Genomic DNA, 26,110 nt, shown 5'->3' on the forward strand with positions numbered 1-26,110 from the left:
GGACTTGCAGGACCAAACGCACGACGGCGGCTCCCACCTTCCGGTGGGGGCCGCCGTCGTCGTCCGGCTGATGGCAGGATGGGGTCCATGATCTTCATCGTCGTCAAATTCAAGACCAAGCCCGAATGGACCGAACGCTGGCTGGAGCTCGTGGCCGATTTCACCGAGGCCACCCGTGCCGAGCCGGGCAACCTGTGGTTCGACTGGTCCCGCAGTGTCGATGATCCCCACGAGTTCGTGCTGGTGGAAGCCTTCAAGGACGACGCCGCGGGGGACCACGTCAACAGCGATCACTTCAAGAAGGCCATGGCGGATATGCCGCAGGCCCTCGCAGAGACCCCGCGGATCGTCAGCCGCCAGATCGACGGCGAAGGCTGGGACCTGATGGGCGAGCTCCACATCGGCTAAGGGGCACGTCACCATGTGGATTGGCTGGATCGAGTTCGACATCCTCCTGGGCGATGTGCACAGCCTCAAGGAGAAGCGCTCCGTGGTGCGGCCGCTGATCGCCGAGATCAAGCGACGCTTCGAGGTGTCCGTCGCCGAAACCGGTACGCAGGAGCAGCACCGCCGGGTGCTGCTCGGGGCGGCGTTGGTGTCCGCGGACCACGGGCACCTCGTTGAGGTGCTCGACGCCGTCGAACGCCTGGTTGCCGGGCGCCCGGAAATCGAGCTGCTCAGCGCTCGCCGCCGCGACCTCCACAGCGAGGATTAAACAGCAACGCGGGGTCACTTACGGCCCATCCCGAGGGGATTTATGGGCCGTAAGTGACCCCGCGTTGGGGCTACGGAAGGGTGAGGCTAGCCGAAGTACTTCGGCAGGGTGCCTTCGTGCGCTTCGCGGAGGGCGTCCAGGGACATGGCCTCCACACCGTTGATCTCCAGCGCGTTGGAGGCTGCGTCCACCACGCCGATGCGCAGGTGGGCGAAGCCGCGGGCGGTGCACATGTCCTTGAAGCGGACCTCTTCGGAGCGCGGCACGGACACGATGGCACGGGCCTGGGATTCGGAGAACAGGGCCGTGAACAGGTCCACGCCGTCGCGCTCCAGCAGTTCCTCGAGGGCGATCCGGGCGCCGACGCCGTAACGCAGGGCGGATTCGACCAAGCCGGCGGCGAGGCCGCCCTCGGAGAGGTCGTGCGCGGAGTCCACCATGCCGTCACGGCTGGCGTTGATCAGGATCTCGCCCAGCTCACGCTCGGCAGCGAGGTCCACGCGCGGCGGCAGGCCGCCGAGGTGTCCGCGCAGCTTGGCCCATTCCGAACCGTCCAGCTCGTCCGCGGTGGTGCCCAGCAGGTAGATGGCCTGGCCGTCTTCCTTCCAGCCCGACGGCGTACGGCGGGCGACGTCGTCGAGCTTGCCGAGGACTGCAACCACAGGGGAGGGGTGGATCGGCGTGGTGCCCGTCTGGTTGTACAGCGAGACGTTGCCGCCGGTGACCGGGACGCCCAGCTCCATGCAGGCATCGGACAGGCCACGGATGGACTCGGCCAGCTGCCACATGACGTCCGGGTCCTCGGGGGAACCGAAGTTCAGACAGTCGGAGACAGCCATCGGCACGGCGCCGGAGGTGGCCACGTTGCGGTAGGCCTCGGCCAGGGCCAGCTGTGCGCCGTTGTACGGGTCCAGGTAGGTGTAGCGGCCGTTGGCGTCGGTGGCCAGGGCAACGCCCAGGCCGGTCTTCTCGTCAACGCGGACCACGCCGGCGTCGTCCGGGAATGCCATGGCGGTGTTGCCGCCAACGTAGCGGTCGTACTGCTTGGTGATCCAGGACTTGTCGCACATGTTCGGGCTGGCAACCAGCTCGGTGACGGCGGCGGCCAGCTCGGCCGGTGCGGCGGGGCGGCCGGCGTCGGCTGCGGAGCCGGTGAAGTGGTCCGCCTGTAGGGCGTCCTGCCAGGACGGGCGGGCGTACGGGCGGTCGTAGACCGGGCCGTCATGGGCAACGGTGCGGGGATCGACGTCGACGATCACCTCGCCTTCCCAGGTGATGATGAGGCGGCCGGTATCGGTCACCTCGCCCAGCCAGGCGTATTCCACGGCCCACTTGTCCATCACGGCTTCGAACGCTTCCACGTTCTCCGGGGTGACGACGGCCATCATGCGTTCCTGCGACTCGGACATCAGGATTTCGCCCGGGGTCAGCGTGGGGTCGCGGAGCAGCACGTTGGTCAGCTCAACCTGCATGCCGCCGTCGCCGTTGGAGGCGAGTTCGGAGGTGGCGCAGGAGATGCCGGCGGCACCGAGGTCCTGGATGCCTTCAACCAGGGAGCCCTTGAAGAGCTCGAGGCAGCACTCGATGAGCACCTTCTCGGCGAAGGGGTCGCCCACCTGGACGGCGGGGCGCTTGGACGGCTTGGTGTCGTCGAAGGACTCGGAGGCCAGTACGGAGGCGCCGCCGATTCCGTCGCCGCCGGTACGCGCACCGAAGAGGACCACCTTGTTGCCCTTGCCGGAGGCATTGGCCAGGCGGATGTCCTCGTGGCGCATGACGCCGACAGCCAGGGCGTTGACCAGCGGGTTGCCCTGGTAGACGGAGTCGAAGACCATTTCGCCGCCGATGTTCGGCAGGCCCAGCGAGTTGCCGTAGCCGCCGATGCCGGCCACGGCGCCGTGCATGACGCGGGCGGTGTCCGGGTGGTCGATCTCGCCGAAGCGCAGCGGGTCCATGACGGCGACCGGGCGGGCACCCATGGAGATGATGTCGCGGACGATGCCGCCGATGCCGGTCGCGGCACCCTGGTAGGGCTCAACGAACGACGGCGAGTTGTGCGACTCGATCTTGAAGGTGACGGCCCAGCCGTCCCCCAGGTTGGTGACGCCGGCGTTTTCGCCGATGCCCACCAGCATGTCCTTCTTCATTTCCTCGGTGACCTTCTGGCCGAACTGGCGCAGGTGGTTCTTGGAGGACTTGTAGGAGCAGTGCTCGCTCCACATGACGGAGTACATGGCCAGTTCGGCGCCGGTGGGGCGGCGGCCCAGGACCTTGACGATCTCCTCGAATTCGTTCTGCTTCAGGCCGAGTTCGGCCCAGGGCAGTTCGGTGTCCGGGGTGTTCGCAGCGTTCTCGACGGTGTCGATGTTGAACTTCTTGTTCGTCTCCGTGGTCACTTGGCGCCTCCCACAATCTTGTTCAAAACGGAGGTGAAGAAACCGAGGCCGTCCGTGCCGCCGTTGGACTCCGGGCCGAAGCCGGATTCCACTGCGTGCTCCGGGTGCGGCATGAGGCCCACCACGTTGCCGGCCGCGTTGGTGATGCCGGCGATGTCGCGGCGGGAGCCGTTCGGGTTGAAGCCCACGTAGCGGAAGGCGACGCGGCCTTCGCCCTCAAGCTCGTCGAGGGTCTTTTCGTCGGCGATGTACTGGCCGTCCTGGTTCTTCAACGGAACCAGGATTTCCTGGCCGGCGGCGTAGTCGGCGGTCCAGGCGGTGGTGTTGTTCTCCACGCGCAGCACCTGGTCCCGGCAGAGGAACTTCAGGTGGTCGTTCTTGATCATCGAACCGGGCAGCAGGTGCGATTCGGTGAGGATCTGGAAGCCGTTGCAGATGCCGAGGACCGGCAGCTTGGCGTCCGAGTTGGCGGCGTCGATGATCTTGGACATCAGGGGCGCGAAGCGCGAAATGGCGCCGGCGCGCAGGTAGTCGCCGTAGGAGAAACCGCCCGGGATCACCACTGCGTCGACGTCGGCAAGTTCGGTGTCGGCATGCCAGAGCGCGACGGCGGTGCCGCCTGCGAGGCGGACGGCACGGGCGGCGTCGCGGTCGTCAAGGGTGCCGGGGAAGGTGACGACGCCGATTTTCGCGCCGTCCAGCCGGGAGTCGGCGGCCACGGGGGCTTCGCCGATCAGGGGAAGTTCAGTCATGTCAGGCCTCGACGACCTCGACGTTGACGACGTCTTCGATGACCGGGTTGGACAGCAGGGTTTCTGCTGCTTCGCGTGCCTGCGCGAGGATGGCGTCGGTCACCTCGCCGTCGACGGTCAGTTCGAAGCGCTTGCCCTGGCGGACTGCGCTAAAGCTGGTGAAGCCGAGGCGGGGCAGTGCTCCCACGATCGCCTTCCCCTGCGGGTCCAGAATCTCGGGCTTGGGCATGACGTCGACGACGATCCGGGGCATCCGGTTACTCCTGTGCGTGAGCGTGTGGTTGAACCTGTTAAAGGCTTCCGCGGAGTGGTGCCGTCTCACGCCGATCCGCATCCAAACAGAGGTCAGCAGGGGGTCCGGCAACGGTGTTTGGTGCAGTGTGTCTTACGGATAAGGGGCGCTCCGCGAGCTTGCGTCTCCTATTCTACCGGCTGCGCGCGGTGCTTCATGCCTCCCCGTGGAGCGGTCGCGACGGCCGGTTTGGCACCTCCGGAATCCCGTGGCAGGGTGGGAAAGGCAGCCCTCCCGGGGCTATGACAGAAGCGCAAATCCATGTGACAGAAAATTCATGCGGCCACCTTCTTGTGACTATGATTGTCATGTCATTCACATGATGGGGCAGAAGCAGGAGAGGGGCCGATGGCCCGCGACTATGGGACCGCAGACGCCGCCGAACGGGAAGTATTGGAGCTTTCCGAACAACTGAACTCCACGACGCACTGGTACACCCGCCGGCCCCGCAGAATCCCCGGGGTTCCGCGCCGCCGTGAGCAGCCTGCCGTGCATCCCGCCCCCGCTCCGGGAAGCATTTTCGGCGGAAACCTGGCCCTCGTCCTGACGGCGGTGGCTTGGCTGACGTATGTTTTCACCACCGCGTTCGGCCTCCTGCTGGCGCCCTCGGGTTCCCCGCCGGCGGCCTGGCTGGAAGCCGGACTGGCAGTCCTCCTGGTGACGTTGCTGACCTTCTCCGCCGTGTCCTACATCCTGGCCCGGAACGGTGCCTTGCGGCGTTTCCGTGCGCACCGCCCCTTCTCCAGCTCGGCCCTGCATGAACACTTCCGGCAGGTCCCGGCGTCGATGGCGGTCCTGGTTCCGTCCTACGCCGAAGAGCCGGACATCGTAGCGGCCACCCTGTTCTCTGCTGCCCTGCAGGAATTCCCCGATGTCTCGGTGGTGCTGCTGATCGACGACAAACCGGAACCCGCGACGGCGGCGGATAGGGCCCGGCTGGAAGCCACCCGCCGGCTGCCCCTTGAGTTGGAGGAAAGGCTGCGCGGCCCGCGCGAAAGAGCCGAAGCCCTTGCCGGGCGCTTGAAATCCATCCATGCGGAGTCGACGTCGGACAAAGCGCCTGCCGCGTGCTGCGCTGACGCCGCGCGGGAGTTCGCCTCAGCCGCCTCCTGGCTCGAAAGCGCCGGGGCGTCCTGGCCGGTGACCTCCCACGAGGCCGCGTTCTTCGTACGGAATGTCCTCGGCTCGCTGGCCGAGGACTTCCGGGAGATCGCCGGTGCCCTGGATCTTGCCGCGAAGGCTCCGCGCCGTTTCCCGGTGACGAAGACCGCACTCGAGAACCTGGCCCGCAGGCTCCTCTGGGTGTTCCGGGCCCGCGTCACCTCGTTCGAGAGGAAGCTCTTCAGCCAGCTGTCCCATGAACCGAACAAGGCCATGAACCTGAATTCCTACATCGGGCTCATGGGGGCCCGCTGGGATGTCCGGGTGCTGGGCGGTATCCCCGGCCAGATGCGTACAGGCGCCGGAACGGGGCGCCTGCCGGAAGACGGAACCCTCGAAGTTCCGGACGCGGACTATGTGCTCACGCTCGACGCCGACTCTGTGCTGCTTCCCGAGTACTGCCTGCGGCTCACCCGCGAACTCGAAGCCGCGGGCAACGAACGCGTGGCGGTGATCCAGACGCCGTACTCCTCTTTCCCCGACGCCGCGAGCAAGATCGAGCACATCGCCGGCGCCACCACCGACCTCCAGCATCTCCAGCACCAGGGCAAGACCTTCTTCGACGCCACCTACTGGGTGGGCGCAAACGCGATCATCAGGAAACGCGCACTCGAGGACATCGTCGAAACGGAGCACGCGGATACGGGATCCTCTCCGCAGCAGCACGGGCAGCGGCCCCCGCTCAAACGGTACATCCAGGACCGCACGGTCATCGAGGACACTGAATCGAGCATCGACCTCGCCGCCAAGGGCTGGACCCTGATGAACTATCCCGAGCGGCTCAGCTACAGCGCCACCCCGCCGGACTTCGGTTCCTTGGTGGTGCAACGTCGTCGCTGGGCGAACGGCGGGCTGATCATCCTGCCGAAACTGCTCCGCACCTTCCACGAACGGCGGAAACTCAGCGAGCGGATCCGCTTCGGCGAGGTGCTCCTGCGCGTCGATTACCTCGCGTCCCTGGCCTGGAGCAGCCTGGGTGGAATCCTGCTGCTGTTGGTGCCGTTCGGCCGGCATCTGTTGAATCCGCTGGTCCTGGCCGTCGCCCTTCCGTATTTCGTGGTGATGGGAATGGACCTGCGGGCCCTTGGCTACCGCTTCAGCGATGTGCTGCGCATTTACGGCTTCAACCTGGTCCTGCTGCCCGTCAACGCCGCCGGAGTACTTACTTCGCTCCGGCAGGCGGCTACCGGCAAGAAGATCCCTTTCGCGCGGACACCGAAGATCAAGGACCGGACGGCGGCGCCGATGCCCTTCGTGGTGGCTCCGTACCTCCTGGTGCTGTGCTTGGTACTCCTGGGCCTGCGGCAGCTGGCACAGGAAGGCATCTTCTCCGCGATCTACGCCTTTGGAACTGCCGCACTGGGCATGCTGGCCATCCACGCCTGCATCGGCTTCCGCAATTCCGTGGTCGATGTGGTGCTGGGCCTGAAGCTGCTGCGCAGGAACCTCCGCGTGAAGACGGCGCGCCGCGGACGGAACGGGGGGAGTGAAAGAGGGGAAGAACTGCTCGCCCGCTGACGGCCGTCCGTTAATAGGCAACGAAAAAATGCGCAAAAGCGGCGGGTGAAACCGCTGAATCCGGGCGTACCGTGGAACCACCAAGAAGCGTCGGACACGAACTTCCAGGAGGAACCATGACTGAACATGTTGCCGAAGTCTCCGCCTGCAGTGTTGGCAGTTGCGGGTTCAACCACGATGGCTGTACCGCGTACGGAATCACCATTGGCGGCACCACGGACCACGCGTCCTGCGCCACCTTCATCGACACCACGGCCATGGGCGGCCTTCCCAAGGTCCTTGCCCACGTGGGTGCCTGCCAGCGCAGCGAGTGCATCCACAACAACCACCTCATGTGCGAAGCGCACGATGTCAGGGTCGGACCGGGCGCGGAAGCCGCCGACTGCCTCACCTACCAGCACGCTTAAGGCCTGAAGCCGAACGGGCACGCTCCATCCGGAGCGTGCCCGTTTCCATGCCCGGGACAGATCATCCGAAGCCGACAGAAGAGGCGCGCATGACTTGAAATGAAATCCCCTTTGTGTCCTATGTCATATTCAGCTCTCGCTCTGTACTGTATGAAGCGGTTGTTTCCGAACGGTTGTCACGAACTGTCAACCGGCCGGGCAGGCCACATTGATTGATCCCGGCAGTCTCGCCCGGATCGCCTTCAGAAAGGTGCAATCACCCGTGAAATCAAGAGGAAAGAGCTTCGTGGGAAGCGGGGGTCTTCGAAGGGCTGCGGCACTCGCCGTCGGTGTCCCGGTGCTGCTGTCATCCATGGCGATGGCGCCGGCACAGGCCGCGCCGGCGCAGGGCAGCAACACCGCCGCCATCAAGAAGAATCTTGATCCCAACGCATACAAGGACGGACGCTACATCGTGGTGCTCGCGGAAAAGCCCGCAGCCACCTACGACGGCGGCACCCCCGGCTACGCGGCCACCAAGCCCAAGGCCGGCAAGAAACTCGACGTCCGCAAGACCGAGGTGAAGCGCTACCAGGCCCACCTCCAGCAGCAGCAGCGGGAAGTCGCCGCCCAGGAAAACGTCAGCATCAAGCGGGACTTCACCTCGGCGCTCAACGGCTTCAGCGCCAACCTCACGGCAGACCAGGCGGTCAACCTCGCCAAGAACCCCAAGGTTCTCCTGGTCGCCCCGGACACCCAGCGTTCACCCGATTACTCCACCACCGACTACCTGAAGCTCAGCGGCCCCGGCGGCCTCTGGGAGACCCGGTTCGGCGGCAAGGACAATGCCGGAGCCGGCACCGTGGTGGGTGTCATCGACACCGGCTACACGCCGTCGAGCGCTTTCTTCGAAGGCGAACCCGTGCAGCCGCTCGCCGGCAACCCCCAGGTGGGCGTGCCGTACCGCACCGATGACGGCAAGATCGCCATGCTGAAGGCCGACGGCGAAACGTTCGTGGGCGAATGCCAGACCGGCCAGGACTTTGACGGCACTGCGTGCAATTCCAAGGTCCTCAGCGCCCACTACTTCGCCGATGCCTTCCTCGAAACCGTTCCCGAAGAGCACCGCGCCCCGCAGGAGCGCATCTCCCCGGTGGACGTGGACAGCCACGGCACCCACACGGCCAGCACCGCAGCCGGCAACTCCGACGTCGAGGCCACCGTTGACGGCCGCAGCTTCGGCATCACCAGCGGCATCGCCCCCGCAGCCAAGCTCGCCGTGTACAAGGTGTGCTGGGAAGACGACGACCCCAACACGGGCGGCTGCTACGGCTCCGCTTCCGTTGACGCGATCGACCAGGCCATCGCCGACGGCGTCGATGTGCTGAATTACTCCATCTCCGGCTCCACGGACACCACCACCGATCCCGTGTCCCTGGCCTTCCTCTCCGCAGCGTCCGCCGGCATCTTCGTCGCGGTGTCCGCCGGCAACTCCGGCCCCACCGCGAGCACCGTCAACCACGGCGCACCCTGGCTGACCACCGTTGCCGCCAGCAGCTTCTCCCAGGAACTGCAGGGCACCGTGGAATTCTCCGACGGCAGCAAGTACCGCGGCGCCAGCATCATGAACGCCGAAGTGCACGACGCCGGCGTGGTCCTTTCCGCCAACGCCGCCTCGGGCACCGGCAACGCAGCCCTCTGCGAACCCGGATCGCTGGACCCGGCCAAGATTGCCGGCAAGGTGGTGGTCTGTGACCGCGGCGTCGTAGCCCGCGTGGACAAGAGCGCCGAGGTCAAGCGCGGCGGCGGCGTCGGCATGATCCTGGTGAACCTCTCCGCCTCCTCCCTGGACACGGACAAGCACACCGTTCCCACCGTGCACGTGAACCCGCCGGCCACCGGCGAAATCAAGGAGAAGGTGGCCGCGAACCCGGCACTGACGGTCTCCCTGATCGACCACGACACCACGGGGCTTCCCCTCGAAGCACAGCCGCAGATCGCCGGATTCTCTTCCCGCGGCCCGCTCTCGGCCACCGATTCGGACCTGCTGAAGCCGGACATCGCCGCACCGGGCGTTGCCGTCCTGGCCGGCGTTTCACCGATCGGCACCGGCGGTGACACCTTCGGGTTCCTCTCCGGCACCTCCATGGCATCCCCGCACATCGCAGGCTTCGGCGCCCTGATCCTGGGCAAGAACCCCACCTGGTCCCCGGCCACGGTGAAGTCCGCCATGATGACCACGGCCTCTGACGTGGTCAACGCCGACGGCAGCAAGAACACGGATGTCTTCGCCACCGGCGCTGGCCACATCAACGCTGCCCGCGTGCTGGATCCGGGCCTGGTGTACGACGCCACCACGGAGGACTACCTGAAGTTCATCCAGGGCACCGGCGTGGACCTGGGCATTCCGGGCCTCGGCAGCACCCCGGCGCGGAACATGAACGTTCCGTCCTTCGCCCTCGGCAACCTGGCCGGCAAGGTGGAGGTCACCCGTACCCTCACCGCGCTCACCCCGGGCATCTACCGCGCAAGCGCCAGCGTTCCCGGCGTCAACGTGAAGATCACCCCGTCCGTGCTGAACTTCGAGGCAGCCGGCCAGAAGAAGACCTTCAAGGTCACCTTCGAGAACAAGAACGCGGCCCTCTCGCAGTTCGCCATGGGCTCCCTGAAGTGGGAGGGTGCCGGCAAGTCGGTGGTTTCCCCGGTGGCGGTGCGCCCGCAGTCCGTGATCGCGGGCAAGGACCTCGCCTTCACTTCGGACCAGGCCAACGGTTCCGCGATGATCGACATCGTCTCGGGCACGGACAAGCCGACGGCGGTCACCCTGGACGGCCTGTCCAAGGCCGATTCCTCGGCTGCTGAACTCGTCCCGGGCCCGGCTGCGGTGGAGAACAACGCCTCCAACTTCGTCAAGGAAGCCACCGTTGCGGAGGGCGCGGCGCTCGCCAAGTTCTCCGTGATCTCGGCCGACGACGCCGCGGACTTCGACCTGTACGTGTTCACGCCGTCCGGTGAACTGCTGACCGCTGCCACCGCAAGCGCCAGCGAATCCCTCTCGATCGAGAACCCGGAAGCCGGCACCTACACCGTCCTGGCCAACCTGTTCGCCAGCCCGGACAACCGGGCCACCCAGGCCAGCGTGGATGCCGCCATCCTCGGCAGCAACGAAGGCAACGCCACGGTGACGCCGAACCCGATCAAGCTGAAGAACGGCAAGAAGGGCCAGATCACCCTGGCCTGGACCGGCCTGGAACCGGGCTCCTACATCGGCCGCCTGAGCTTCGACGGGACCAGCGCACCGAGCTTCGTTTCCGTGATCATCACGGGTGACGGCGCGGTGGCGGTTGCTCCCGAACAGCAGCTGAACAACGGCGTCCCCGCCCAGGAGAAGCTGCAGGACGAGGAACGCGAGCTCCCGGACAACGCGGGCTGACGTAAACCTCACCACACACAGGCTGCGGTCGGCGGTAATCCCGCCGGCCGCAGTTTTTGTCTGCGCTCCTGCCCCTTGCCCTCTTCCACCTCTTGCACACCGGCGCCCGACGGGTGTCGAATCGGTGTAACGTCCGGCTGCAGCTTTCCCAGGAGGTGCCCATGTCGGCCAAGAACGGAAACAGCCAAGGCAAGGCAGGCGGCCCGGGCAAGGAAGCCCGCCGCAACGACGCCACCGCCGGCCTGGCCGCCGAACAAGCGGACATGATCCGCAACGTCGCCTTGGTGGGGCATTCGGGCGCGGGCAAGACGACGCTGGTGGAGGCCCTCCTCGCGGCTACCGGCGTGATCTCCCGGATGGGCTCGGTGGTGGACGGCACCACTGTGGGCGATTCGGACCCGGCCGCCGTCCACCAGCAGCGCTCCGTGGGCCTGTCCGTGGTTCCGCTGCTCCTGGACGGGGTGAAGGTGAACCTGATCGACACCCCCGGGTATGCAGACTTCACGGGCGAACTCCGTGCCGGGCTCCGTGCTGCAGATGCCGCCCTGTTCGTGGTGTCCGCGAACGACGGCGTGGATGCCGCCACGGTGGCGCTCTGGCAGGAATGCGAACGCGCCGGGACGCCCCGGGCCGTGGCGGTCAGCAGGCTGGACCATCCGCGCGCGGACTATGACGCCGCCGTCGCTGCGTGCCGGGACGCGTTCGGCGAGTCCGTTCTTCCCTTGCAACTGCCGCTGCGGGAAGGCGGTGAGGTCAGCGGCCTGCTGGACCTGCTTGGCAGGACGGTTTCCGGAACAGCCGACGACGGCGGGCAGCCGGCCAGGCGACCGGCGGAGCAGGCGGAACTCGCCGCCGTCGAAGGGAACCGCGCCGAACTCATTGAGGGGATCATCGCCGAAAGCGAGGACGAAACCCTCATGGACCGCTACCTGGGCGGGGAAGAGATCGCCCTGGACACCTTGGTCGCGGACCTGGAGACCGCCGTCGCGCGCGGGTCCTTCTTCCCGGTCTTGGCGGTGTCCGCGCTCACCGGGCTCGGCCTGGCGGAACTCCTGGAGTTCCTGCGCCGGGCCTTCCCGTCGCCGCTGGAGCGTGCCCTGCCGGAGGCCACCGGCTTGGACGGGGCACCCCGCAAGCGCTTGTCCTGTGATCCGGACGGCCCGTTGCTCGCCGAGGTGGTGCGGACCAGCGTGGATTCCTTCCTGGGGAAGGTCTGCCTGGTCAGGGTCTTTTCCGGGACCCTGCGGGAAGACACGGCCGTCCATGTGGGCGGCCGTGGTTTGTCCGGGCGCGGCCACCCCGACCACGACGCCGACGAACGGGCCAGCCACCTGTACTCGCCCTGGGGGCCTGCCTTGCGGGCCGTGCCCTATTGCGTGGCCGGCGATATCTGCGCGCTCAGCAAGGTGGCCAGCGCCGAAACCGGGGATACCGTCTCGGCCAAGGACGATCCGATGCTGATCAAGGTGTGGGAGATGCCCGAGCCCCTGCTGCCCCTTGCGGTCGAGGCCGCCGCGCGCAGCGATGAGGACGCGCTCGCGAAAGGCCTGGCCAGGATCGCGGCCGGTGACCCGGCGCTGCGCGTGGAACGGAACCCCGAAACCCACCAGCTGGTGCTGTGGTGCACCGGGCAGGCCCACGCCGACGTCGTCCTGGACCGCCTCCGCGAGCAGGGGGTCAAGCTGCAGACCGTGGACGTCATCACCCCGCTGCGGGAAACGTTCGCCGCCCCGGCGAGCGGACACGGCCGCTACGTGAAGCAATCCGGCGGGCACGGGCAGTTCGCCATCTGCGACATCGACGTCGAACCCCTGGAACGCGGCGCCGGATTCGAGTTCGTGGACAAGGTGGTGGGCGGCGTGATTCCGGGCCCGTTCATCACCTCCGTGGAAAAGGGCGTGCGCGCCCAGATGCAGAAGGGGGTGGCCGAGGGCTTCCCCGTAGTGGACATCAGGGTCACCTTGCACGGCGGCAAGACCCACAGCGTGGACTCCTCGGACGCCGCGTTCCAGGCCGCCGGCGCCCTGGCCCTGCGCGAAGCCGCCGCGGCCGGAAGGATCCAGTTGCTTGAACCGGTGTCCTCCGTGGTGCTCCGCGTCCCGGACGATTACGTGGGCGCGGTGATGAGCGATCTTTCTGCCCGCCGCGGCCGCCTCACCGGAACCTCATCGGAGGAGGGCTACACCGAGATCACGGCCGAGGTGCCGGACAAGGAACTGCTGCGCTACGCGCTGGACCTCCGCGCGCTCACTGCCGGCGGCGGCAGTTTCCAACGCAGCTACCTGCGGCACGAACCCGTGCCGTCCTAGATCGCGCCGTCGGACCCCGGAACGCCGCCCAGCAGGGGCGCCATGCTGCGCCATTTCGCGATCTCGCAGCCATCCGTGCGGCTGAAGCGGGCCGTGACCTGGCGGCCACGGAAGCGGCCGGTCACGGTGGCCGTCTGCGGACCGCCGTACTGCTGGGTGCAGCGGCGGTCCGGCCGCGGCACCGGAAAGAAGATCTCTTCGCCGTACTGCTCGACGGCGGCAAGCGCCGCCCGCGGGTCCGGAACCGTGGAGCCCTCGGCCGCTTCGCCGTCGGCGGCAAGCAGCACGAACTGCCGTTCCGGCGCACCCGGCGCGTCCAACAGCGTGACGGTCAGTTCGACGTCGTAGGTGGTCATCAAGGGCCTTTCCTGGTTCCTTAGCCGAGCAGCTCCAGCAGCGGGCGGATTTCCGCCAGCAGCCGGCCGCGCAGTTCCTGGGCTTCCGCGGCGAAAGCCCGTTGCTGCCCAACGTACTCGTTCTTGCCCTCGGGAGTCTCGATCCGGATGGCCGGGTAGCCCCATTCGCTCAACTCGTAGGGGGAGGCCTGCATGTCCATGGCCCGGATCCGCCAGGAAAGCTCGAAGCAGTCCATCACCAGTTCGCTCGGCAGCGCCGGGGCCAGCTTGTAGGCCCACTTGTAGAGGTCCATGTTGGCGTGCAGGCAGCCGGGTTGTTCCATGAAGCGCTGGGTTTCGCGGGTGGGCTGGAGCTCGTTCAGCGGGACGGCGTCCGGGGTGTAGAACCGGAAGGCGTCGAAGTGCGAACAGCGGATCCTATTCTCCTCCACCACGGCATCCGTGCCCTCCGAACCGAGCCTTAGCGTCAGGTATTCGTGGCGGAGGTCGAACTTGTCCTGCCGGTACACCATGGCCCATTCGTGCAGCCCGAAACACGCGAACTGGGCGGGGCGGGCGGTGGTGCCGGACAGGATGATCCCGGCGAAGCGCAGGGCCTCGGCGCGGTCGGTCACGAAGCGGCCGCGGTCGAAAGTGACCGCCACGCTTCCGGCGGGCAGGCCGGCGGCCGCCAGCCCGGCGTCGTCGAGCTGGGTGTAGTACTTCCACCCGGCGCGCTCCGAGGCCCGTTTGCCGCACAGCACGGTACCGTCGCCCGGGTGCCAGCGCAGCAGCTGCCCGGGCTTCTGGGTGTAGTACGTGAAGAGGAAATCCTCCACCGGGTGCTTCTTCCCGGCGGAGCGCCGTTCCAGGTACGGATCCGCGTAGCGCCGGACGCGTTCATGGTGGGCCGCTTCCAGCAGGAGCCATTGCTCTTCCGGAAGCAGCCGCAGCTCAGTCGTCAACGCCACTGGAGCCAAGCACCGCCTTGGCGCCTTCCCACGCGCCGATTTCGCAGCCGTCGGTGAGCTTGTAGGAGGACTCGACCCCAACGCCGTCCACGGCGCCGCTGACCACTGCCGTCTCCGGTCCACCGTATTGCATGGTGCAGGCGCGGTCCGTAGGCCGCGGGGCGCGCGTGAGCAGTGCCGGGTTGTCCTTCAGGGCCGCGCACGCCGCGGCGGCATTGGGGTGCTTGCTCTCGCCGGTCGGCGCACCGTCCCGGCACACCAGGGTGTAGCTGAGGGGTTCCGTGCCGGGTGCGGGGGTGATGATGATCGACAGTTCGGCGTCGCCCTTGCCGGGGCTTGCCGGTGTGCCCGACGGCGGTGCAGGAGCCGGCTTGGTACCGGGCGATTCTGTTTCGTCCGGCAACAGTCCGCCAGGGCTGCTGCTTCCGTTGCTCGGGCTTGCGTCGGGCGCGGGCGAGGTGGCGGCCGGCGGGGTGGACGCGGGCGTTCCGCCGCCGTTACCGGGGGAGCAGGCGGCCAGCCCGATGACGGCGGACCCTGCCATAGCGGCGACGGCCAGGGCCGTCCGGAAGATACGCGATCGCATGAGGGGCTCCTTGCTTTCTGCCATTTTATCGCCGGGCGGCCGCCGCGGGCCCGGCCGGGGCCAGAGGTGCTGAGCGCTGCGTGGCGGCGATCAGTCCGGTCATGGCGGCGTGGAGCTCGGCCACTTCTTCCCGGCTCAAGCCCAGGCGTTCCATGATGGTGCCCGGCACCTGGGTGGCTTGCTCCCGGAGGGCGGCGCCGGCGTCGGTCAGGGTCACGGCCAGGGCGCGTTCATTGCCGGGGACGCGCTCGCGGGTGAGCAGCCCGGCTTCTTCCAGGCGGCGCAGGATCGGCGAAAGCGTGGCGGGTTCGTGGAGCAGGGCATCGCTGATGTCCTTGAGCGTGCGCGGGCTGCGCTCCCACAGAGCGAGCATCACCAGGTACTGCGGATGCGTCAGCCCCATGCGTTCCAGCACCGGCTTGTAGATTCCCACGACGCTGCGCGACGCGACCGTCAGGGCGAAGCACAGCTGGCGCTCGAGCAGGAGGTCGTCATCTGCGGGGGTGGACATGTTCCTCCTTGGGGGAGTAGAAGACGAGGCCAGTTTAGCTTGTTGGGCTAATTATTAGTGCACTAACAGTTAGTGTACGCTGGAGCCATCAGGAGCCCACAGAGGGAGCAGAAATGGCCAAGGAATCATTCGCCCAGCGGTTCATGCGCGCCACGGGACGGCTGCGCATCATCTTCGGCCCCGCCCACACCAGTTCGCTGGATCATGAAATGACCGAGGCGAACCAGGCCCTGCTGCGCCAGCGCCAGGTTGAAACCCTGCAGTGGGAAACCAAGCGCCGGGCGGACGGCAGCAGCTACGTTGTGCCGAAGGATCCGGGGGACCGTTCCCTGCGCTGAAAACTCCCTGCTCCGAAAACAGGGCCGGGCGTATCATTGAACCACTTGAACCACTCGGGAACGGCGTGATTGCCGGGCCCCGCAGCGGGGAAGGAGGTGGATGTTGTGGGACGTTTGCTGGACAGCTTCATGCATGTGACCGGGCGTCTGCAGACCGTATTCGGATCCGCGACCCAGGGTGATACCGATGCTCCCGTGGTTCACAAGCATGATGCCTACGAACAGGCCTCGGAAGAAGACCTGTCGCACTTTGTGGTCGAAACCGACGCAGAGGGCCATCACTACGCAGTGCGTGATGATCCCGGGCCGACTACTACCGATTACAGCTAGGCAAAAGGGCCGGAGCGCCGCGAGCTGCTCCCCGTAAGCCGGGCTGAAAATTCACTTCCGACTTACGGGGAGCCTTGTCAGCCTTCGAGGCGGGAGTGTTCGCCCAGGCGGTGCCACGTACGGTTGTGGTAAACCAGCGCGTCACCGGGCTCGCCCGGCTGGGCGTCGCGTTCGATGTGCGATGTCAGCGCGCGTGCGACGACGATCGTCGATGTTCCGGCCTGCATCCGGTCGACCACCGCGCAACGCACCCAGGCACGGACATTGTCGAACACAGGCTCTCCGGTGCTCAGGCGCGTCCAGGACTGGGCCTGCGCGAAGCGGTCGATGCCACCGGTCGCACCCAGCTTCGCCACGTCGACGTCATGCACGTCGAGGAAATGCACGACGACGGTGGCGGCGCGTGAGAGGACATCGGAGGCCGAGGACAGCGCCGAGATCGAGAAGACGAGCAGCGGAGGTTCGGCGCTCACCGAAGCGACGGATGACGCGGTAAGGGCAACCGGCCCGTAACCAGCATCCGCCGAGATGACGGTGACGCCGCCGGGGTGCCCGCGGAAAAGGGCCTTGAAGTCATCGGCCGGCAGGTGCGGCGTCGAGGCGAGCTGGATCGCGTTGATCTGAGCGTCGACGTCCGTCATTTCAGGCGCGTGCACCGGCGAGCTCCTCGCGGAGGATGGCCGCACCCGCGCTGAGTGCACTCAGCTTCTCCAGCGCGACGTGCCGGGGGAACGGCGCCATGCCGCAGTTCGTGCTGGGCACGAGTTTGTCGGCGTCGACGAATTCGAGTGCTTTGCGCAGCGTGTCAGCGACCTCTTCCGGCGTCTCAACCGCTTCATTGGCCACGTCGATGGCGCCGAGCATGACCTTCTTCCCGCGCACCAGCTCGACGACATCCAGCGGGACGTTGGAGTGGTGGGACTCCAGCGAGATGGTGTCGATGGAGGAACGCTGCAACAGCGGGAAGGACTTTTCGTAGTGGCGCCACTGGGCGCCGAGAGTTGCCTTCCAATCGTTGTTGGCCTTGATCCCGTAGCCGAAGCAGATGTGCACCACGGTCTCTACGCGCAGCCCCTCGCACGCGCGCTCCAGTGCGGCGACGCCCCAATCCGAGACCTCGTCGAAGAATACGTTGAACGCCGGCTCGTCGAATTGGATGATGTCGACGCCGGCCGCCTCGAGTTCCTTCGCCTCCTGGTTGAGGATGGTCGCGAATTCCCACGCCAGCTTCTCGCGGCTGCGGTAGTGCGCGTCATACAGGGTGTCGACCATCGTCATCGGGCCGGGAAGGGTCCACTTGATCGGACGGTCGGTGATCGAGCGCAGGAACGCAGCGTCCTCGACGAACACGGGCTTCTCCCGCTCCACTGCGCTGACGACGGTCGGCACGCTCGCGTCGTAGCGGTCCCGGATGCGCACGGTCTCGCGCTTTTCAAAGTCGACACCGCTGAGGTGCTCGATGAAGGTCGTGACGAAGTGCTGGCGGGTCTGCTCGCCGTCGCTGATGATATCGATGCCGCGACGGGTCTGCTCCTGGACGGCTGCGCGCATGGCATCCTGTTTGCCTTCGCGCAGCTCGGCGCCCTCGAGCTTCCAGGGCGACCAGAGGGTCTCCGGCTGGGCCAGCCAGGCGGGTTTCGGAAGGCTGCCGACAATCGAGGTCGGAAGAAGTTTGGGGGTCATTGCGGATCCTTCGGTGCTCATGCGACGGGGGTGGGGTAAGCGGCGGCCCACTGATCGAGCAACTCGCGGTTCGGGGCGATGAAGTGCTCCTCGGTGTACCTGCCCTGCGTGACGCCGAGCCGGCTGCGCTCCTCGCGGTCGTAGGAGATCAGCGTCCGCGAGAAATCCTGTGCGCCCAGGCTTGGCCGGTAGACAGCGGGGGCGGCGGAGTTCGCGTTGTAGATCTCGGGACGGTAGATCTTCTGGAACGTCTCCATGGTGCTGATCGTGCTGATCAGCTGGAGGTTGGTGTAGTCGGTCAGCAGGTCCCCGCGGAAGTAGAAGGCCAGCGGCGCGACGCTGCCCGGCGGCATGAAGTAGCGCACACGCAGCCCCATCTTGCCGAAGTACGCGTCGGTGAGGGAGTGGTCGTCCTGCTGGTACTCAAGGCCGAGAGCAGGGTGGCTGTTGCCCGTGCGGTGGTAGGTCTTGGACGTGGAGACGCTGATGCAGATCACGGGCAGCTGCGCGAAGCGCCGGCGGTAGGCCTCGGAATCGAGGAAGCGCTGGAAGAGGCTGCCGTGCAGGTTTCCGAAGTTTTCGGGCAGGGCAGGGGCGCCCGATCCGTCACTCGCGGCGGGCAGCACCACGCTGAAGTCGTAGTCGCGGACGTACGAGGAGAAGTTGTTGCCCACGATGCCGTGGCTGCGGGCGCCGGTCTTCCGGTCGACGATGCTTGTGTCGAGCACCTCGAGCAGGGGGAACTGCCGTTCCTCGCCGTCTGAAGTGAAGTGCACCCTGGCCGAGACGATCTCGAGCTCGAGGGCATAGCGGTCACCCTCCGGGTTGTCCCAGTGCGCGAGGGAGTTGAAGCGACGGTTGATCATCGTCAGGGCGTTGCGCAGGTTTTCCTGGCGGTTCTCGCCACGGGCCAGATTGGCGAAGTTCGTGGTGATGCGCGAGCTCTCGGAGGGCGTGTAGTCCTCGTTGAACGGGGTGGTGGTGATGCTGAAGGTGAATGCGTCTGCCATGGTGGCCAATCTGATGGTGAGGGGGGCCTGGGCTGGCCGTCCGAAGTCGATGAGTCCATCATGCAGCGCCTTCGCTGATATCAGGTAACTAGGCCTAACTATGGATTCGTATAGACTGAATCTATGGTTCAGAGCGTGAACGGCCTGACGCTGCAGCAGCTGCGCTATTTCATCACGGTCGCGGACGAAGGCTCGATCTCCGCTGCCGCCGATCTTCTCTACGTCGCGCAGCCGACCATGTCCGCGGCGATGAAGGAGCTCGAAGCCCGCTTGGGGCGCACGCTCCTTGTCCGCTCGGCAAGGGGAGTGGTGCTGACCGCTGATGGTGCGGAGTTCCTCGGCTATGCCAGGCAGGTCGTGGAACAGGTGGAACTTCTCGAGCAGCGTTACCTCGGCCGGCCGCCGTCCCGCCGCCTGCTTGGGATATCGACGCAGCACTATTCGTTCGCCGTGGATGCGTTCGTCAGGATGGTCCAGGCGAGCGGTGCCGATGAGTACGAATTCTCCCTGCGCGAGACCCGTACCGAGGAGATCATCGAGGACGTCCGCACACTCCGCAGCGAAATCGGCATCCTCTACCGGAACGACTTCAACCGGAAAGTCATCGACAAACTGCTTCGTGAGTCCCGGCTCGTGTTCCACCCCTTGTTCCTTGCCGATCCGCATATCTTCATCTCGCGTAGCAATCCGCTCGCATCCCGGCGGCGGGCGACTCTCGAGGACCTCGAAGACCTCCCGCGGCTCACCTTCGACCAGGGGGCGAACAACTCGTTCTACTTCGCCGAGGAGATCCTCTCCACGCTTTCCAGCAAGCGCGACATCCGGGTCTCCGACCGTGCGACCATCTTCAACCTCATGATCGGCCTCGGCGGATACACGATCTCCACAGGCATCATCAGCGACGAGCTCGACCCGTCGATCGTGGCCATCCCGCTCGAGGTCGACGAACGCATCGAGATCGGCTGGATTGACCACGCCGCGGTTCCGCTGACGGAACAGGCACGGCGCTATCTCGCAGAGGTGCGGTCGGTCGTCACGGGCTTCGGGGTGGAACTGCTCGGTTAGACGCGCCTCGGTTAACGCGCCGAGGGCCTGGGCCGGTGGAATACCGGGCCCAGGCCCTCGAGGCCCGATTCAATGAGCGGGCTAAGTTGCGGCTAGCGGCCGGTGCCGCCGTAAACGGTGGCTTCAGCTTCGCCGTCGAGCTCAAAGGCTGCGTGGATGGCGCGCACGGCGTCGTCCAGCTTGTCAGCGCTGGTGACCACCGAGATGCGGATCTCCGAGGTGGAGATCATGTTGATGTTGATGCCGGCGTCAGAGAGCGCCTTGAAGAAGGTGGCAGAAACGCCCGGGTGGGAGCGCATGCCGGCGCCGATCAGGGACAGCTTGCCCACGTTCTCGTCGTATTCGATGCTCTCGAAGCCGATTTCCGGCTGGGCCGCCTTGAGGGCGGCGAGGGCGTCGGCGCCTTCCACGATGGGCAGGGTGAAGGAGATGTCCGTGTGGCCGGTGCCGTGGGTGGACACGTTCTGCACGATCATGTCGATGTTCGAGTGGGCATCGGCAATGACCTGGAAGATCGCCGCGGCCTTGCCGGGGATGTCCGGGACGCCGACAACGGTGACCTTGGCTTCGGACCGGTCGTGGGCCACGCCGGAGATGATTGGCTGCTCCAAGGCAACTCCCTCTTGAGTGGTGATCTTGTCATCGGCACCGGGCAGGACCCAGGTGCCTTCGTTCTGGCTGAATGAGGAGCGCACGTGCAGCGGCACGCCGAAGCGGCGGGCGTACTCCACGCAGCGCAGGTGCAGGATCTTCGCGCCGGAGGCGGCCAGTTCCAGCATTTCCTCGCTGGAAATGGTGTCGATCTTCTGCGCGGACGCAACCACGCGCGGGTCCGCGGTGTACACGCCGTCCACATCGGTGTAGATCTCACAGACGTCCGCTTCGAGCGCGGCGGCCAGGGCGACGGCGGTGGTGTCCGAGCCGCCGCGGCCCAGGGTGGTGATCTCGTTGGTGTTGCGGCTCATCCCCTGGAAGCCGGCCACGATGGCGATGTGCTGCTTGTCCAGGGCGGTGCGGATGCGGTGCGGGTCGACGTCGATGATGCGCGCCTTGCCGTGGATGCCGTCCGTGATCATGCCGGCCTGCGATCCGGTGAAGGACTGGGCGGAGGCGCCGAACTTGTTGATGGCCATGGCCAGCAGGGCCATGGAGATGCGTTCGCCGGCGGAGAGGAGCATGTCCATTTCGCGGGCCGGTGCGGAGTCCGTCACCTGGGCGGCGAGGTCCAGCAGTTCATCGGTGGTGTCACCCATGGCGGAGACCACGACGACGACCTCGTTGCCGGCCTGTTGCGCGTCGACCACGCGGCGGGCGACGCGCTGGATGCCTTCGGCGTCGGCCACGGAGGAACCGCCGAACTTCTGCACGATCAGCTGTTTGGTCTTGGCAGGCTGCGCGGCCAGTTCTTCGCTTTTCACTTCGGTAGTGGGCATACTCATGCGCGCACCCTCACTGCATCACTTGGGGATTGAAACACCGGGCGCCCTATTTACGGCACGCCGGCGTAGCTTTATTTCGCCAGTTTATCGCCGTGTGTCCACGGCCCGGGAATTGTGACCAAATCTCGGCCACGCGATGGATAGGCGTGACCTGCGCCACGGCGTACGATCAACTCACGATGTGCCCTGCGGGCGCTGCGCCGCGCAGGTTCACCAAAGCAGTTCAAGCTCTGTAGGGGGACACAGAGGTGGATCATGTCTGTTGCTGAAATACCTGAGGCCACCCGGGCGCCGCTCGCCTCCGGAGTTTCCGCGGTGGGTGTCTCCCGCCGCTTCGGTACCGTCCACGCCGTCGAGCATATGGACTTCGACGCGCCGTCCGGGCACGTGACCGCGCTGATCGGCCCCAACGGGGCCGGCAAGACCACGCTGCTGCTCATGCTCGCTTCGCTGCTGCAACCGGACAGCGGAACCATCACTGTGGACGGCCTGGATCCCGCGGTGGACACGGCGGCCGTCCGGCGCCGGCTTGGCTGGATGCCGGACACGCTCGGCGTGTGGGAGTCCCTTACGGCGCGGGAGATCTTGGTCCAGATGGCGCGCTTCTACCGCCTGCCGAAGGCCGGGATCGACGCCCGCGTGGCCGAACTCCTGGCCCTGGTGCGGCTGGAAGAACTGGCCGGGCAGCCCGCACGGGTCCTCTCGAAGGGCCAGCAGCAGCGGCTCAGCCTGGCCCGAGCCCTGGTCCACGACCCCTCCGTGCTGCTCCTTGACGAACCCGCAGCCGGCCTCGATCCCGGGTCCCGTGTGGAACTGCGGACCCTGCTGCGGAACCTCGCCGCCGCCGGGAAAGCCGTGGTGGTGTCCTCGCATGTGCTGAGCGAGCTCGACGAAATCGCAGATGGCGCCGTGTTCGTCAACCGCGGCCGGACCGTCAAGCACCAGACCGTGGAAGACGCCGCGAAACAGGGCCGGCGCTATGCCATCACCGCCCTGGACCCTGCCGCGCTGGCAGCCAAGCTCACGGAGATGGGGCTGGAATTCCTCCCCGGTACCGGCCGCAGGCCGTCCGTTTCGCTCATGCTGAACCACGACGACGGCGCTGCCGCCCTGTTGCGCGAACTGGTCACCTCGGGAATCGCCGTCGTGTCCTTCGGTCCGGCGAGCGGGGCCCTGGAAGAGACGTACATGAACCTCGATACGGAGCGGAAATGAGCAAGGCGGCAGAGACTCTCCCGGGCCCCGCACCGGTTCCCGGACAGGCTCCGGGGCGCGGCGCCGTCGCCGGCTATCTTGGCGGCATCCGCGACGTGGTGGTGCTGGAACTGAAGCAGCGGCTGCGTTCGCGCGGCTGGTACATCATGCTGGCGGTCTGGCTGGTGCTGATTGCCCTGGTCACGGCGATTACCTGGGCGGGGTGGAACGCGGCCATGGAGTCCCGCGCCGTGATGCCCGTGCCTGACGGCATGCCGGAACCGCAGGGACCGGGTTCGGCGATCTTCGAGGTGGTGCTGGCCTTCGTGCTGCTTTTCGCCCTGCTCGTGGCGCCGGCGCTCTCCGCCAACGCCGTCAACGGGGACCGTGCAGGCGGCACGCTGGCCATCCTGCAGGTCACGCTGCTCACGCCCGGGCAGATCCTGTGGGGCAAGTTCTGCGCGGCATGGCTCGTGGCCATCGCGTTCCTGGCGGCCAGCACGCCGTTCCTGGTATTCGCGGTGCTCCTGGGCGGGCTCTCTGCCGGGCACATCCTGGTTTCACTGCTGATGCTCGTGGTGGAAGTGGCCGTGATCTGCGCGATCGGCGTCGGGATTTCGGCGCTTGCCGGGCGTCCGCTGTTCTCGATCGTGGTGACGTACCTGGCCGTGGCCGCGCTGGTGGTGGGTTCGTTGATCGCCTTCGGCCTGGGCGTCCAGCTGACCCGGGGAACGGTCTTGGCCAACCAGCCCGTGTACCCGTCCATGGAGTTCGGTCCGGGGAGCGCGCCGGGGCCTTTCAATCCTGAATACACCTGCGAAGGGCCGCTCGTGGAGCAGGAGGCGTTCCACACGGAACGGGTGGCCTGGCTGCTGGCAATGAACCCCTACGTGGTGGTGGCCGACGCCATCCCGTACCCGGAACGGACGGCGCCGGTCTACTACTATTCCGGCGGCATGATCGAAAACATCAGCCAGGGTGCCCGCTCGGCGATCGCCGGACCAGACGGCACTTACACCTGTGCCAACGGCCAGGTGCAGCCGCAATACCTTGGACAAAGCACACCGCTGTGGCCGCTCGGCCTGACCCTGCAGGTGGCGCTGGCCGGACTGCTGCTGTGGCTCGGCTGGCGCTCGCTGGTCACTCCCGCCCGGCACCTGGCTGTGGGCACGCGAATCGCCTGAGCCGGCATGGTTTCCGGCCAGGCCCGCGACGATGGGATCCGCGACGATGAGGCCCGTGACGGCGAGCCGCGTGACGGCGAGCCGCGGTATGAGCGGATCGGCCGTGACGTGTTCGACGACGGCGGGCCGGCCGGTGCTGCCCGGGCCAATGGTTCAGTTGCGGCCGCCCGTTCAGCTGCCGGCGGTTCCCCCGTGGCGCCGCCGCGGCCGCACAGCTTGCGGCGCGCAGGCTTCGGCGGGCTAAGACGGGCCGCCGCCTGGGTGGGCCGGAAGGCCTGGCGGGAGGCGGCGTCGTCGTTCCGTTCGGCGCGCTTTTGGCTGCTCCTGGCGGCGGCTCTCGTCACCGCCAGCGGGACCACTTTCGTCGTCGCGGCCTGGAGCGGCATTTTCGACTGGGCCGCACCAAATCCGCTGGGGATGTTTGTCATGGCGGGTGCGGCGCTTGTGGTGTCGGGGGCGATCCTCGGAACGGCGTGGGGTTTCAGCCGGCCGGCGGCAGGGCCCTTCGCCCTGCAGCAGCGGCTGCTGGCATGCCTGCTGCAGGGCATGGCACTGGCGGTCCTTGGGCTGCTGGTGCTCCTGGTCCTGCGCCTGCTGCCGTTTCCCGCGCCGGATCCCTTGGCGGTTGACCCGCTGGTGCCCGGAAACGTCCTCCCCGCGGGGCCGGCGCTGGAGCTCCTCATGGTGGGGCTGGTGCTCTTCGAGGTGCTGGTCTTCGCCGCGATCGGCGCCGGATTCCGGACGATGTTTTCCCGGGCACGTATCGGCGCTGTCCTGGCCGGGCTCGTCACGGGATCGTTCGTCCTGGGGAACCTCGTGGCCGTCGCCTTGCTGATGCCGGCGATGCTGGTCACCGAACAAACCTCGGTTCCGGTAAACGTGAAGCGCGACGAGAGCCAGCGGTATGTGTCCTATGAATGCGTGGGCGGGCTGGTACGGAGCCAAACCGTGGTGCACGCCGAGCGGGTCTTGTGGCTCGGGGCGGGAAACCCCGTGCTCCTCTACTGGACGCTGGCCGCCGAGGAGCTTCCGCCGGGCAGCGACTACGGCTGGATCTTCGTTTCGATCCAACGATCCCTGGAAGGCCCGTTCTACGAGATCCCGTGCATCAACGGCGTGGCCAGCGAGGAATTGCAGCCTGCGTTCCCGCTGTCGGTGGTTGGAATCGCGGGGCAACTGGCTGCGGCCGCCGCGGTGACGGGCGCAGGCGTCCTGGCTGCCCGGCGTCGGGCTCGCCGCTACTCGAGTTCGGCGCCCGCCCGCTCCGGCACCAGGAACATGGTCACGAAGGCCAGGAGGTAAATCGCCGGCAGGAGCGCCAGGGCAAAGGCGAAACCGTGGGAGGACGCCACCATGGCGATGACCATCGGAGCGAAGCCGCCTACGCCGCGGCCGATGTTGAACAGGACGTTCTGCGCGGTGGCGCGGGCGTGCGTGGGGTAGAGCTCGGCCAGCAGTGCGCCGTAGCCGCCCAGGGTTCCGTTGGCGAAGGCGCCCATGACGAAACCGCCGAACAGGAGAATGGCCGGGTCCGAGATCTGGCTGTAGGCGAGCACCGAAACGGCCGCACCGATCTGGAAAATCCAGAACGCCTTGTGCCGGCCGAGACGGTCCGCCAGCTGGCCGAAGACGATGATGCCGGTCATCATGCCGAAGACCGTGACGGCGGTCCACGCCGAAGTCCCCAGCAGGCTGAGCTTGAACTCGGTGCTCAGGTAGCGGGGAAGCCAGGTCATGATGCCGAAGTACCCGAAGTTCTGCACCGAGGTCAGGATGATCATGGCGATGGTCACCCGGACCGCGCGGGCGTCTGCGACCAGGAGGCGAAGGGACGTCCTGGCGGAATGCGGCTCAGCCGCGGCTTCCAGGAACTTCGGCGATTCGTGGAGCCGCTTGCGCAGGATGATCGCGACGACGGCGGGGAAGGCCCCCACGACAAACAGGCCGCGCCAGCCAAAAGCCGAGATCACCGGGGCAGACACGAGCGCTGCGGCGAGCACGCCGAACTGGAAGCCGATACCCACCCAGGACGTGGCACGGGCCCGGTACTTGGCCGGAACGGCTTCGGCGGCGAGGGTCATGCCGATGCCGAATTCGCCGCCGATGCCGATGCCGGCGATGAAACGGTAGATGGCCATGTCCGTGAAGCCGGTGGACACCGCGGACAGACCCGTGAAGACGGCGAAAAGGATCACCGAGTAGGTGAGCATCTTCACCCGGCCGCAGCGGTCGCTGAGGATGCCGAACACGATTCCGCCCAACACCGCTCCGAGCAGCGTCAGCGTGGTCAGCGAACCTGCCTGGGCATCGGTGAGGTTGAAGCTGGTGATGATCCCGCCCAGCGCGAAGCTCAGGATCAGCAGGTCGAAGCCGTCCAGACCGTAGCCGATGGCCGAGGCCAGGACTGCCTTGCGGCCGTAGCGGACAGCTTCCTTGTCCTGCTGCTTTTCGGTGCCGGAGACAGCCGTGTCCGTGGGATTCATGAATCGTGTTCCTAACTGG

Annotated in this window: 24 protein-coding genes; 12 read left to right on the plus strand and 12 right to left on the minus strand. The window is 66.8% G+C overall.

Going from position 1 to position 26,110, the window contains the following annotated elements; genetic code table 11:
- The first annotated feature begins 87 nt into the window (after positions 1–87).
- On the plus strand, positions 88–408 hold the full coding sequence (locus BIU82_RS08065; RefSeq protein ID WP_070348947.1) for a putative quinol monooxygenase: 321 nt from the start codon (positions 88–90) through the stop codon (positions 406–408).
- Positions 409–421: 13 nt separating this feature from the next.
- On the plus strand, positions 422–715 hold the full coding sequence (locus tag BIU82_RS08070; RefSeq protein ID WP_070348948.1) for a DUF503 domain-containing protein: 294 nt from the start codon (positions 422–424) through the stop codon (positions 713–715).
- Positions 716–801: 86 nt separating this feature from the next.
- Here BIU82_RS08070 and purL read toward each other — a convergent pair whose 3' ends face one another.
- From purL to purS, 3 genes are read right to left on the minus strand one after another with little or no spacing between them, the layout of a single operon-like run.
- Positions 802–3,111, minus strand: a complete 2,310-nt coding sequence (purL, locus tag BIU82_RS08075; protein ID WP_070348949.1) for a phosphoribosylformylglycinamidine synthase subunit PurL — start codon at positions 3,109–3,111, stop codon at positions 802–804.
- On the minus strand, positions 3,108–3,863 hold the full coding sequence (gene purQ / locus BIU82_RS08080; RefSeq protein ID WP_070348950.1) for a phosphoribosylformylglycinamidine synthase subunit PurQ: 756 nt from the start codon (positions 3,861–3,863) through the stop codon (positions 3,108–3,110). Before purQ ends, purL begins: the two co-directional genes overlap by 4 nt.
- Position 3,864: 1 nt before the next feature.
- A complete protein-coding gene (gene purS / locus BIU82_RS08085) occupies positions 3,865–4,116 on the minus strand; it encodes a phosphoribosylformylglycinamidine synthase subunit PurS (protein WP_028265707.1) in 252 nt (83 codons plus the stop codon).
- A gap of 387 nt (positions 4,117–4,503) precedes the next feature.
- Between purS and BIU82_RS08090 the strand changes: the two genes are divergently transcribed.
- From BIU82_RS08090 to BIU82_RS08105, 4 genes are all read left to right on the plus strand, one after another.
- Positions 4,504–6,834, plus strand: a complete 2,331-nt coding sequence (locus BIU82_RS08090) for a glycosyltransferase family 2 protein (protein ID WP_070348951.1) — start codon at positions 4,504–4,506, stop codon at positions 6,832–6,834.
- 116 nt (positions 6,835–6,950) lie between these two features.
- The gene (locus BIU82_RS08095) at positions 6,951–7,241 is read left to right on the plus strand and encodes a DUF1540 domain-containing protein (protein WP_070348952.1); all 291 of its coding nucleotides are present in this window, start codon (positions 6,951–6,953) and stop codon (positions 7,239–7,241) included.
- Between the two features lie 352 nt (positions 7,242–7,593).
- A complete protein-coding gene (locus BIU82_RS08100; protein WP_070349158.1) occupies positions 7,594–10,653 on the plus strand; it encodes a S8 family peptidase in 3,060 nt (1,019 codons plus the stop codon).
- A gap of 161 nt (positions 10,654–10,814) precedes the next feature.
- Complete coding sequence (locus tag BIU82_RS08105) at positions 10,815–12,962, plus strand: elongation factor G-like protein EF-G2 (protein WP_070348953.1); 2,148 nt, start codon at positions 10,815–10,817, stop codon at positions 12,960–12,962.
- Here BIU82_RS08105 and BIU82_RS08110 read toward each other — a convergent pair.
- From BIU82_RS08110 to BIU82_RS08125, 4 genes are read right to left on the minus strand one after another with little or no spacing between them, the layout of a single operon-like run.
- Positions 12,959–13,318 carry a serine protease inhibitor gene (locus BIU82_RS08110; RefSeq protein WP_070348954.1) on the minus strand — a complete coding sequence of 120 codons (360 nt, stop codon included), beginning with the start codon at positions 13,316–13,318 and terminating at the stop codon, positions 12,959–12,961. The genes BIU82_RS08105 and BIU82_RS08110 overlap by 4 nt on opposite strands.
- Positions 13,319–13,338: 20 nt before the next feature.
- A complete protein-coding gene (locus BIU82_RS08115; protein ID WP_253182719.1) occupies positions 13,339–14,268 on the minus strand; it encodes a 3-methyladenine DNA glycosylase in 930 nt (309 codons plus the stop codon).
- Positions 14,252–14,854: an SSI family serine proteinase inhibitor gene (locus tag BIU82_RS08120; RefSeq protein ID WP_070349159.1), complete on the minus strand. Its 603-nt coding sequence runs from the start codon at positions 14,852–14,854 to the stop codon at positions 14,252–14,254. The genes BIU82_RS08115 and BIU82_RS08120 overlap by 17 nt, the downstream gene beginning before the upstream one ends.
- Positions 14,855–14,879: 25 nt before the next feature.
- A complete protein-coding gene (locus tag BIU82_RS08125; RefSeq protein ID WP_070348956.1) occupies positions 14,880–15,365 on the minus strand; it encodes a MarR family transcriptional regulator in 486 nt (161 codons plus the stop codon).
- A gap of 113 nt (positions 15,366–15,478) precedes the next feature.
- On the opposite strand from BIU82_RS08125, the gene BIU82_RS08130 reads away from it, so the two are divergent.
- Positions 15,479–15,703 (plus strand): hypothetical protein, encoded by a 225-nt coding sequence (locus tag BIU82_RS08130; protein WP_070348957.1) that lies wholly within the window; start codon positions 15,479–15,481, stop codon positions 15,701–15,703.
- A gap of 105 nt (positions 15,704–15,808) precedes the next feature.
- A complete protein-coding gene (locus BIU82_RS08135) occupies positions 15,809–16,033 on the plus strand; it encodes a hypothetical protein (RefSeq protein ID WP_139146537.1) in 225 nt (74 codons plus the stop codon).
- A 77-nt stretch (positions 16,034–16,110) separates the two neighbouring features.
- Here the strand turns inward: BIU82_RS08135 and BIU82_RS08140 are convergent, their stop codons facing one another.
- The 3 genes from BIU82_RS08140 to BIU82_RS08150 are packed head-to-tail and all read right to left on the minus strand — an operon-like array spanning position 16,111 to position 18,726.
- On the minus strand, positions 16,111–16,674 hold the full coding sequence (locus BIU82_RS08140) for a flavin reductase family protein (RefSeq protein WP_070348958.1): 564 nt from the start codon (positions 16,672–16,674) through the stop codon (positions 16,111–16,113).
- Position 16,675: 1 nt separating this feature from the next.
- Complete coding sequence (locus BIU82_RS08145) at positions 16,676–17,716, minus strand: methionine synthase (RefSeq protein ID WP_070348959.1); 1,041 nt, start codon at positions 17,714–17,716, stop codon at positions 16,676–16,678.
- A gap of 17 nt (positions 17,717–17,733) precedes the next feature.
- Positions 17,734–18,726, minus strand: coding sequence for a DUF1852 domain-containing protein (locus BIU82_RS08150; RefSeq protein ID WP_070348960.1), 993 nt, complete (start codon positions 18,724–18,726; stop codon positions 17,734–17,736).
- 123 nt (positions 18,727–18,849) lie between these two features.
- Between BIU82_RS08150 and BIU82_RS08155 the strand changes: the two genes are divergently transcribed.
- A complete protein-coding gene (locus BIU82_RS08155) occupies positions 18,850–19,791 on the plus strand; it encodes a LysR family transcriptional regulator (RefSeq protein WP_070348961.1) in 942 nt (313 codons plus the stop codon).
- Positions 19,792–19,883: 92 nt separating this feature from the next.
- Here BIU82_RS08155 and BIU82_RS08160 read toward each other — a convergent pair whose 3' ends face one another.
- The gene (locus tag BIU82_RS08160; protein ID WP_070348962.1) at positions 19,884–21,230 is read right to left on the minus strand and encodes an aspartate kinase; all 1,347 of its coding nucleotides are present in this window, start codon (positions 21,228–21,230) and stop codon (positions 19,884–19,886) included.
- 255 nt (positions 21,231–21,485) lie between these two features.
- Here BIU82_RS08160 and BIU82_RS08165 point away from each other — a divergent pair, with 255 nt between their 5' ends.
- From BIU82_RS08165 to BIU82_RS08175, 3 genes are read left to right on the plus strand one after another with little or no spacing between them, the layout of a single operon-like run.
- Positions 21,486–22,445: an ABC transporter ATP-binding protein gene (locus BIU82_RS08165; RefSeq protein ID WP_070348963.1), complete on the plus strand. Its 960-nt coding sequence runs from the start codon at positions 21,486–21,488 to the stop codon at positions 22,443–22,445.
- Positions 22,442–23,608, plus strand: a complete 1,167-nt coding sequence (locus tag BIU82_RS08170; RefSeq protein WP_070348964.1) for an ABC transporter permease — start codon at positions 22,442–22,444, stop codon at positions 23,606–23,608. Before BIU82_RS08165 ends, BIU82_RS08170 begins: the two co-directional genes overlap by 4 nt.
- A gap of 6 nt (positions 23,609–23,614) precedes the next feature.
- The gene (locus BIU82_RS08175) at positions 23,615–24,910 is read left to right on the plus strand and encodes a hypothetical protein (RefSeq protein WP_070348965.1); all 1,296 of its coding nucleotides are present in this window, start codon (positions 23,615–23,617) and stop codon (positions 24,908–24,910) included.
- Here BIU82_RS08175 and BIU82_RS08180 read toward each other — a convergent pair.
- Positions 24,847–26,091 (minus strand): MFS transporter, encoded by a 1,245-nt coding sequence (locus tag BIU82_RS08180; protein ID WP_070348966.1) that lies wholly within the window; start codon positions 26,089–26,091, stop codon positions 24,847–24,849. The two genes, BIU82_RS08175 and BIU82_RS08180, sit on opposite strands and share 64 nt — an antisense overlap.
- Positions 26,092–26,110: the final 19 nt, after the last annotated feature.

The sequence above is a fragment of the Arthrobacter sp. SW1 genome (assembly GCF_001766675.1).
Taxonomy (GTDB): domain Bacteria; phylum Actinomycetota; class Actinomycetes; order Actinomycetales; family Micrococcaceae; genus Arthrobacter.

Coding starts and splice junctions, on each gene's coding strand:
- BIU82_RS08065 (WP_070348947.1), top strand. CDS start 88: ATGATCTTCATCGTCGTCAAATTCAAGACCAAGCCCGAATGGACCGAA.
- BIU82_RS08070 (WP_070348948.1), top strand. CDS start 422: ATGTGGATTGGCTGGATCGAGTTCGACATCCTCCTGGGCGATGTGCAC.
- purQ (WP_070348950.1), bottom strand. CDS start 3,863: ATGACTGAACTTCCCCTGATCGGCGAAGCCCCCGTGGCCGCCGACTCC.
- purS (WP_028265707.1), bottom strand. CDS start 4,116: ATGCCCCGGATCGTCGTCGACGTCATGCCCAAGCCCGAGATTCTGGAC.
- BIU82_RS08090 (WP_070348951.1), top strand. CDS start 4,504: ATGGCCCGCGACTATGGGACCGCAGACGCCGCCGAACGGGAAGTATTG.
- BIU82_RS08095 (WP_070348952.1), top strand. CDS start 6,951: ATGACTGAACATGTTGCCGAAGTCTCCGCCTGCAGTGTTGGCAGTTGC.
- BIU82_RS08100 (WP_070349158.1), top strand. CDS start 7,594: ATGGCGATGGCGCCGGCACAGGCCGCGCCGGCGCAGGGCAGCAACACC.
- BIU82_RS08105 (WP_070348953.1), top strand. CDS start 10,815: ATGTCGGCCAAGAACGGAAACAGCCAAGGCAAGGCAGGCGGCCCGGGC.
- BIU82_RS08110 (WP_070348954.1), bottom strand. CDS start 13,318: ATGACCACCTACGACGTCGAACTGACCGTCACGCTGTTGGACGCGCCG.
- BIU82_RS08120 (WP_070349159.1), bottom strand. CDS start 14,854: ATGCGATCGCGTATCTTCCGGACGGCCCTGGCCGTCGCCGCTATGGCA.
- BIU82_RS08125 (WP_070348956.1), bottom strand. CDS start 15,365: ATGTCCACCCCCGCAGATGACGACCTCCTGCTCGAGCGCCAGCTGTGC.
- BIU82_RS08130 (WP_070348957.1), top strand. CDS start 15,479: ATGGCCAAGGAATCATTCGCCCAGCGGTTCATGCGCGCCACGGGACGG.
- BIU82_RS08140 (WP_070348958.1), bottom strand. CDS start 16,674: ATGACGGACGTCGACGCTCAGATCAACGCGATCCAGCTCGCCTCGACG.
- BIU82_RS08145 (WP_070348959.1), bottom strand. CDS start 17,716: ATGACCCCCAAACTTCTTCCGACCTCGATTGTCGGCAGCCTTCCGAAA.
- BIU82_RS08150 (WP_070348960.1), bottom strand. CDS start 18,726: ATGGCAGACGCATTCACCTTCAGCATCACCACCACCCCGTTCAACGAG.
- BIU82_RS08155 (WP_070348961.1), top strand. CDS start 18,850: ATGGTTCAGAGCGTGAACGGCCTGACGCTGCAGCAGCTGCGCTATTTC.
- BIU82_RS08160 (WP_070348962.1), bottom strand. CDS start 21,230: ATGAGTATGCCCACTACCGAAGTGAAAAGCGAAGAACTGGCCGCGCAG.
- BIU82_RS08165 (WP_070348963.1), top strand. CDS start 21,486: ATGTCTGTTGCTGAAATACCTGAGGCCACCCGGGCGCCGCTCGCCTCC.
- BIU82_RS08170 (WP_070348964.1), top strand. CDS start 22,442: ATGAGCAAGGCGGCAGAGACTCTCCCGGGCCCCGCACCGGTTCCCGGA.
- BIU82_RS08175 (WP_070348965.1), top strand. CDS start 23,615: ATGGTTTCCGGCCAGGCCCGCGACGATGGGATCCGCGACGATGAGGCC.
- BIU82_RS08180 (WP_070348966.1), bottom strand. CDS start 26,091: ATGAATCCCACGGACACGGCTGTCTCCGGCACCGAAAAGCAGCAGGAC.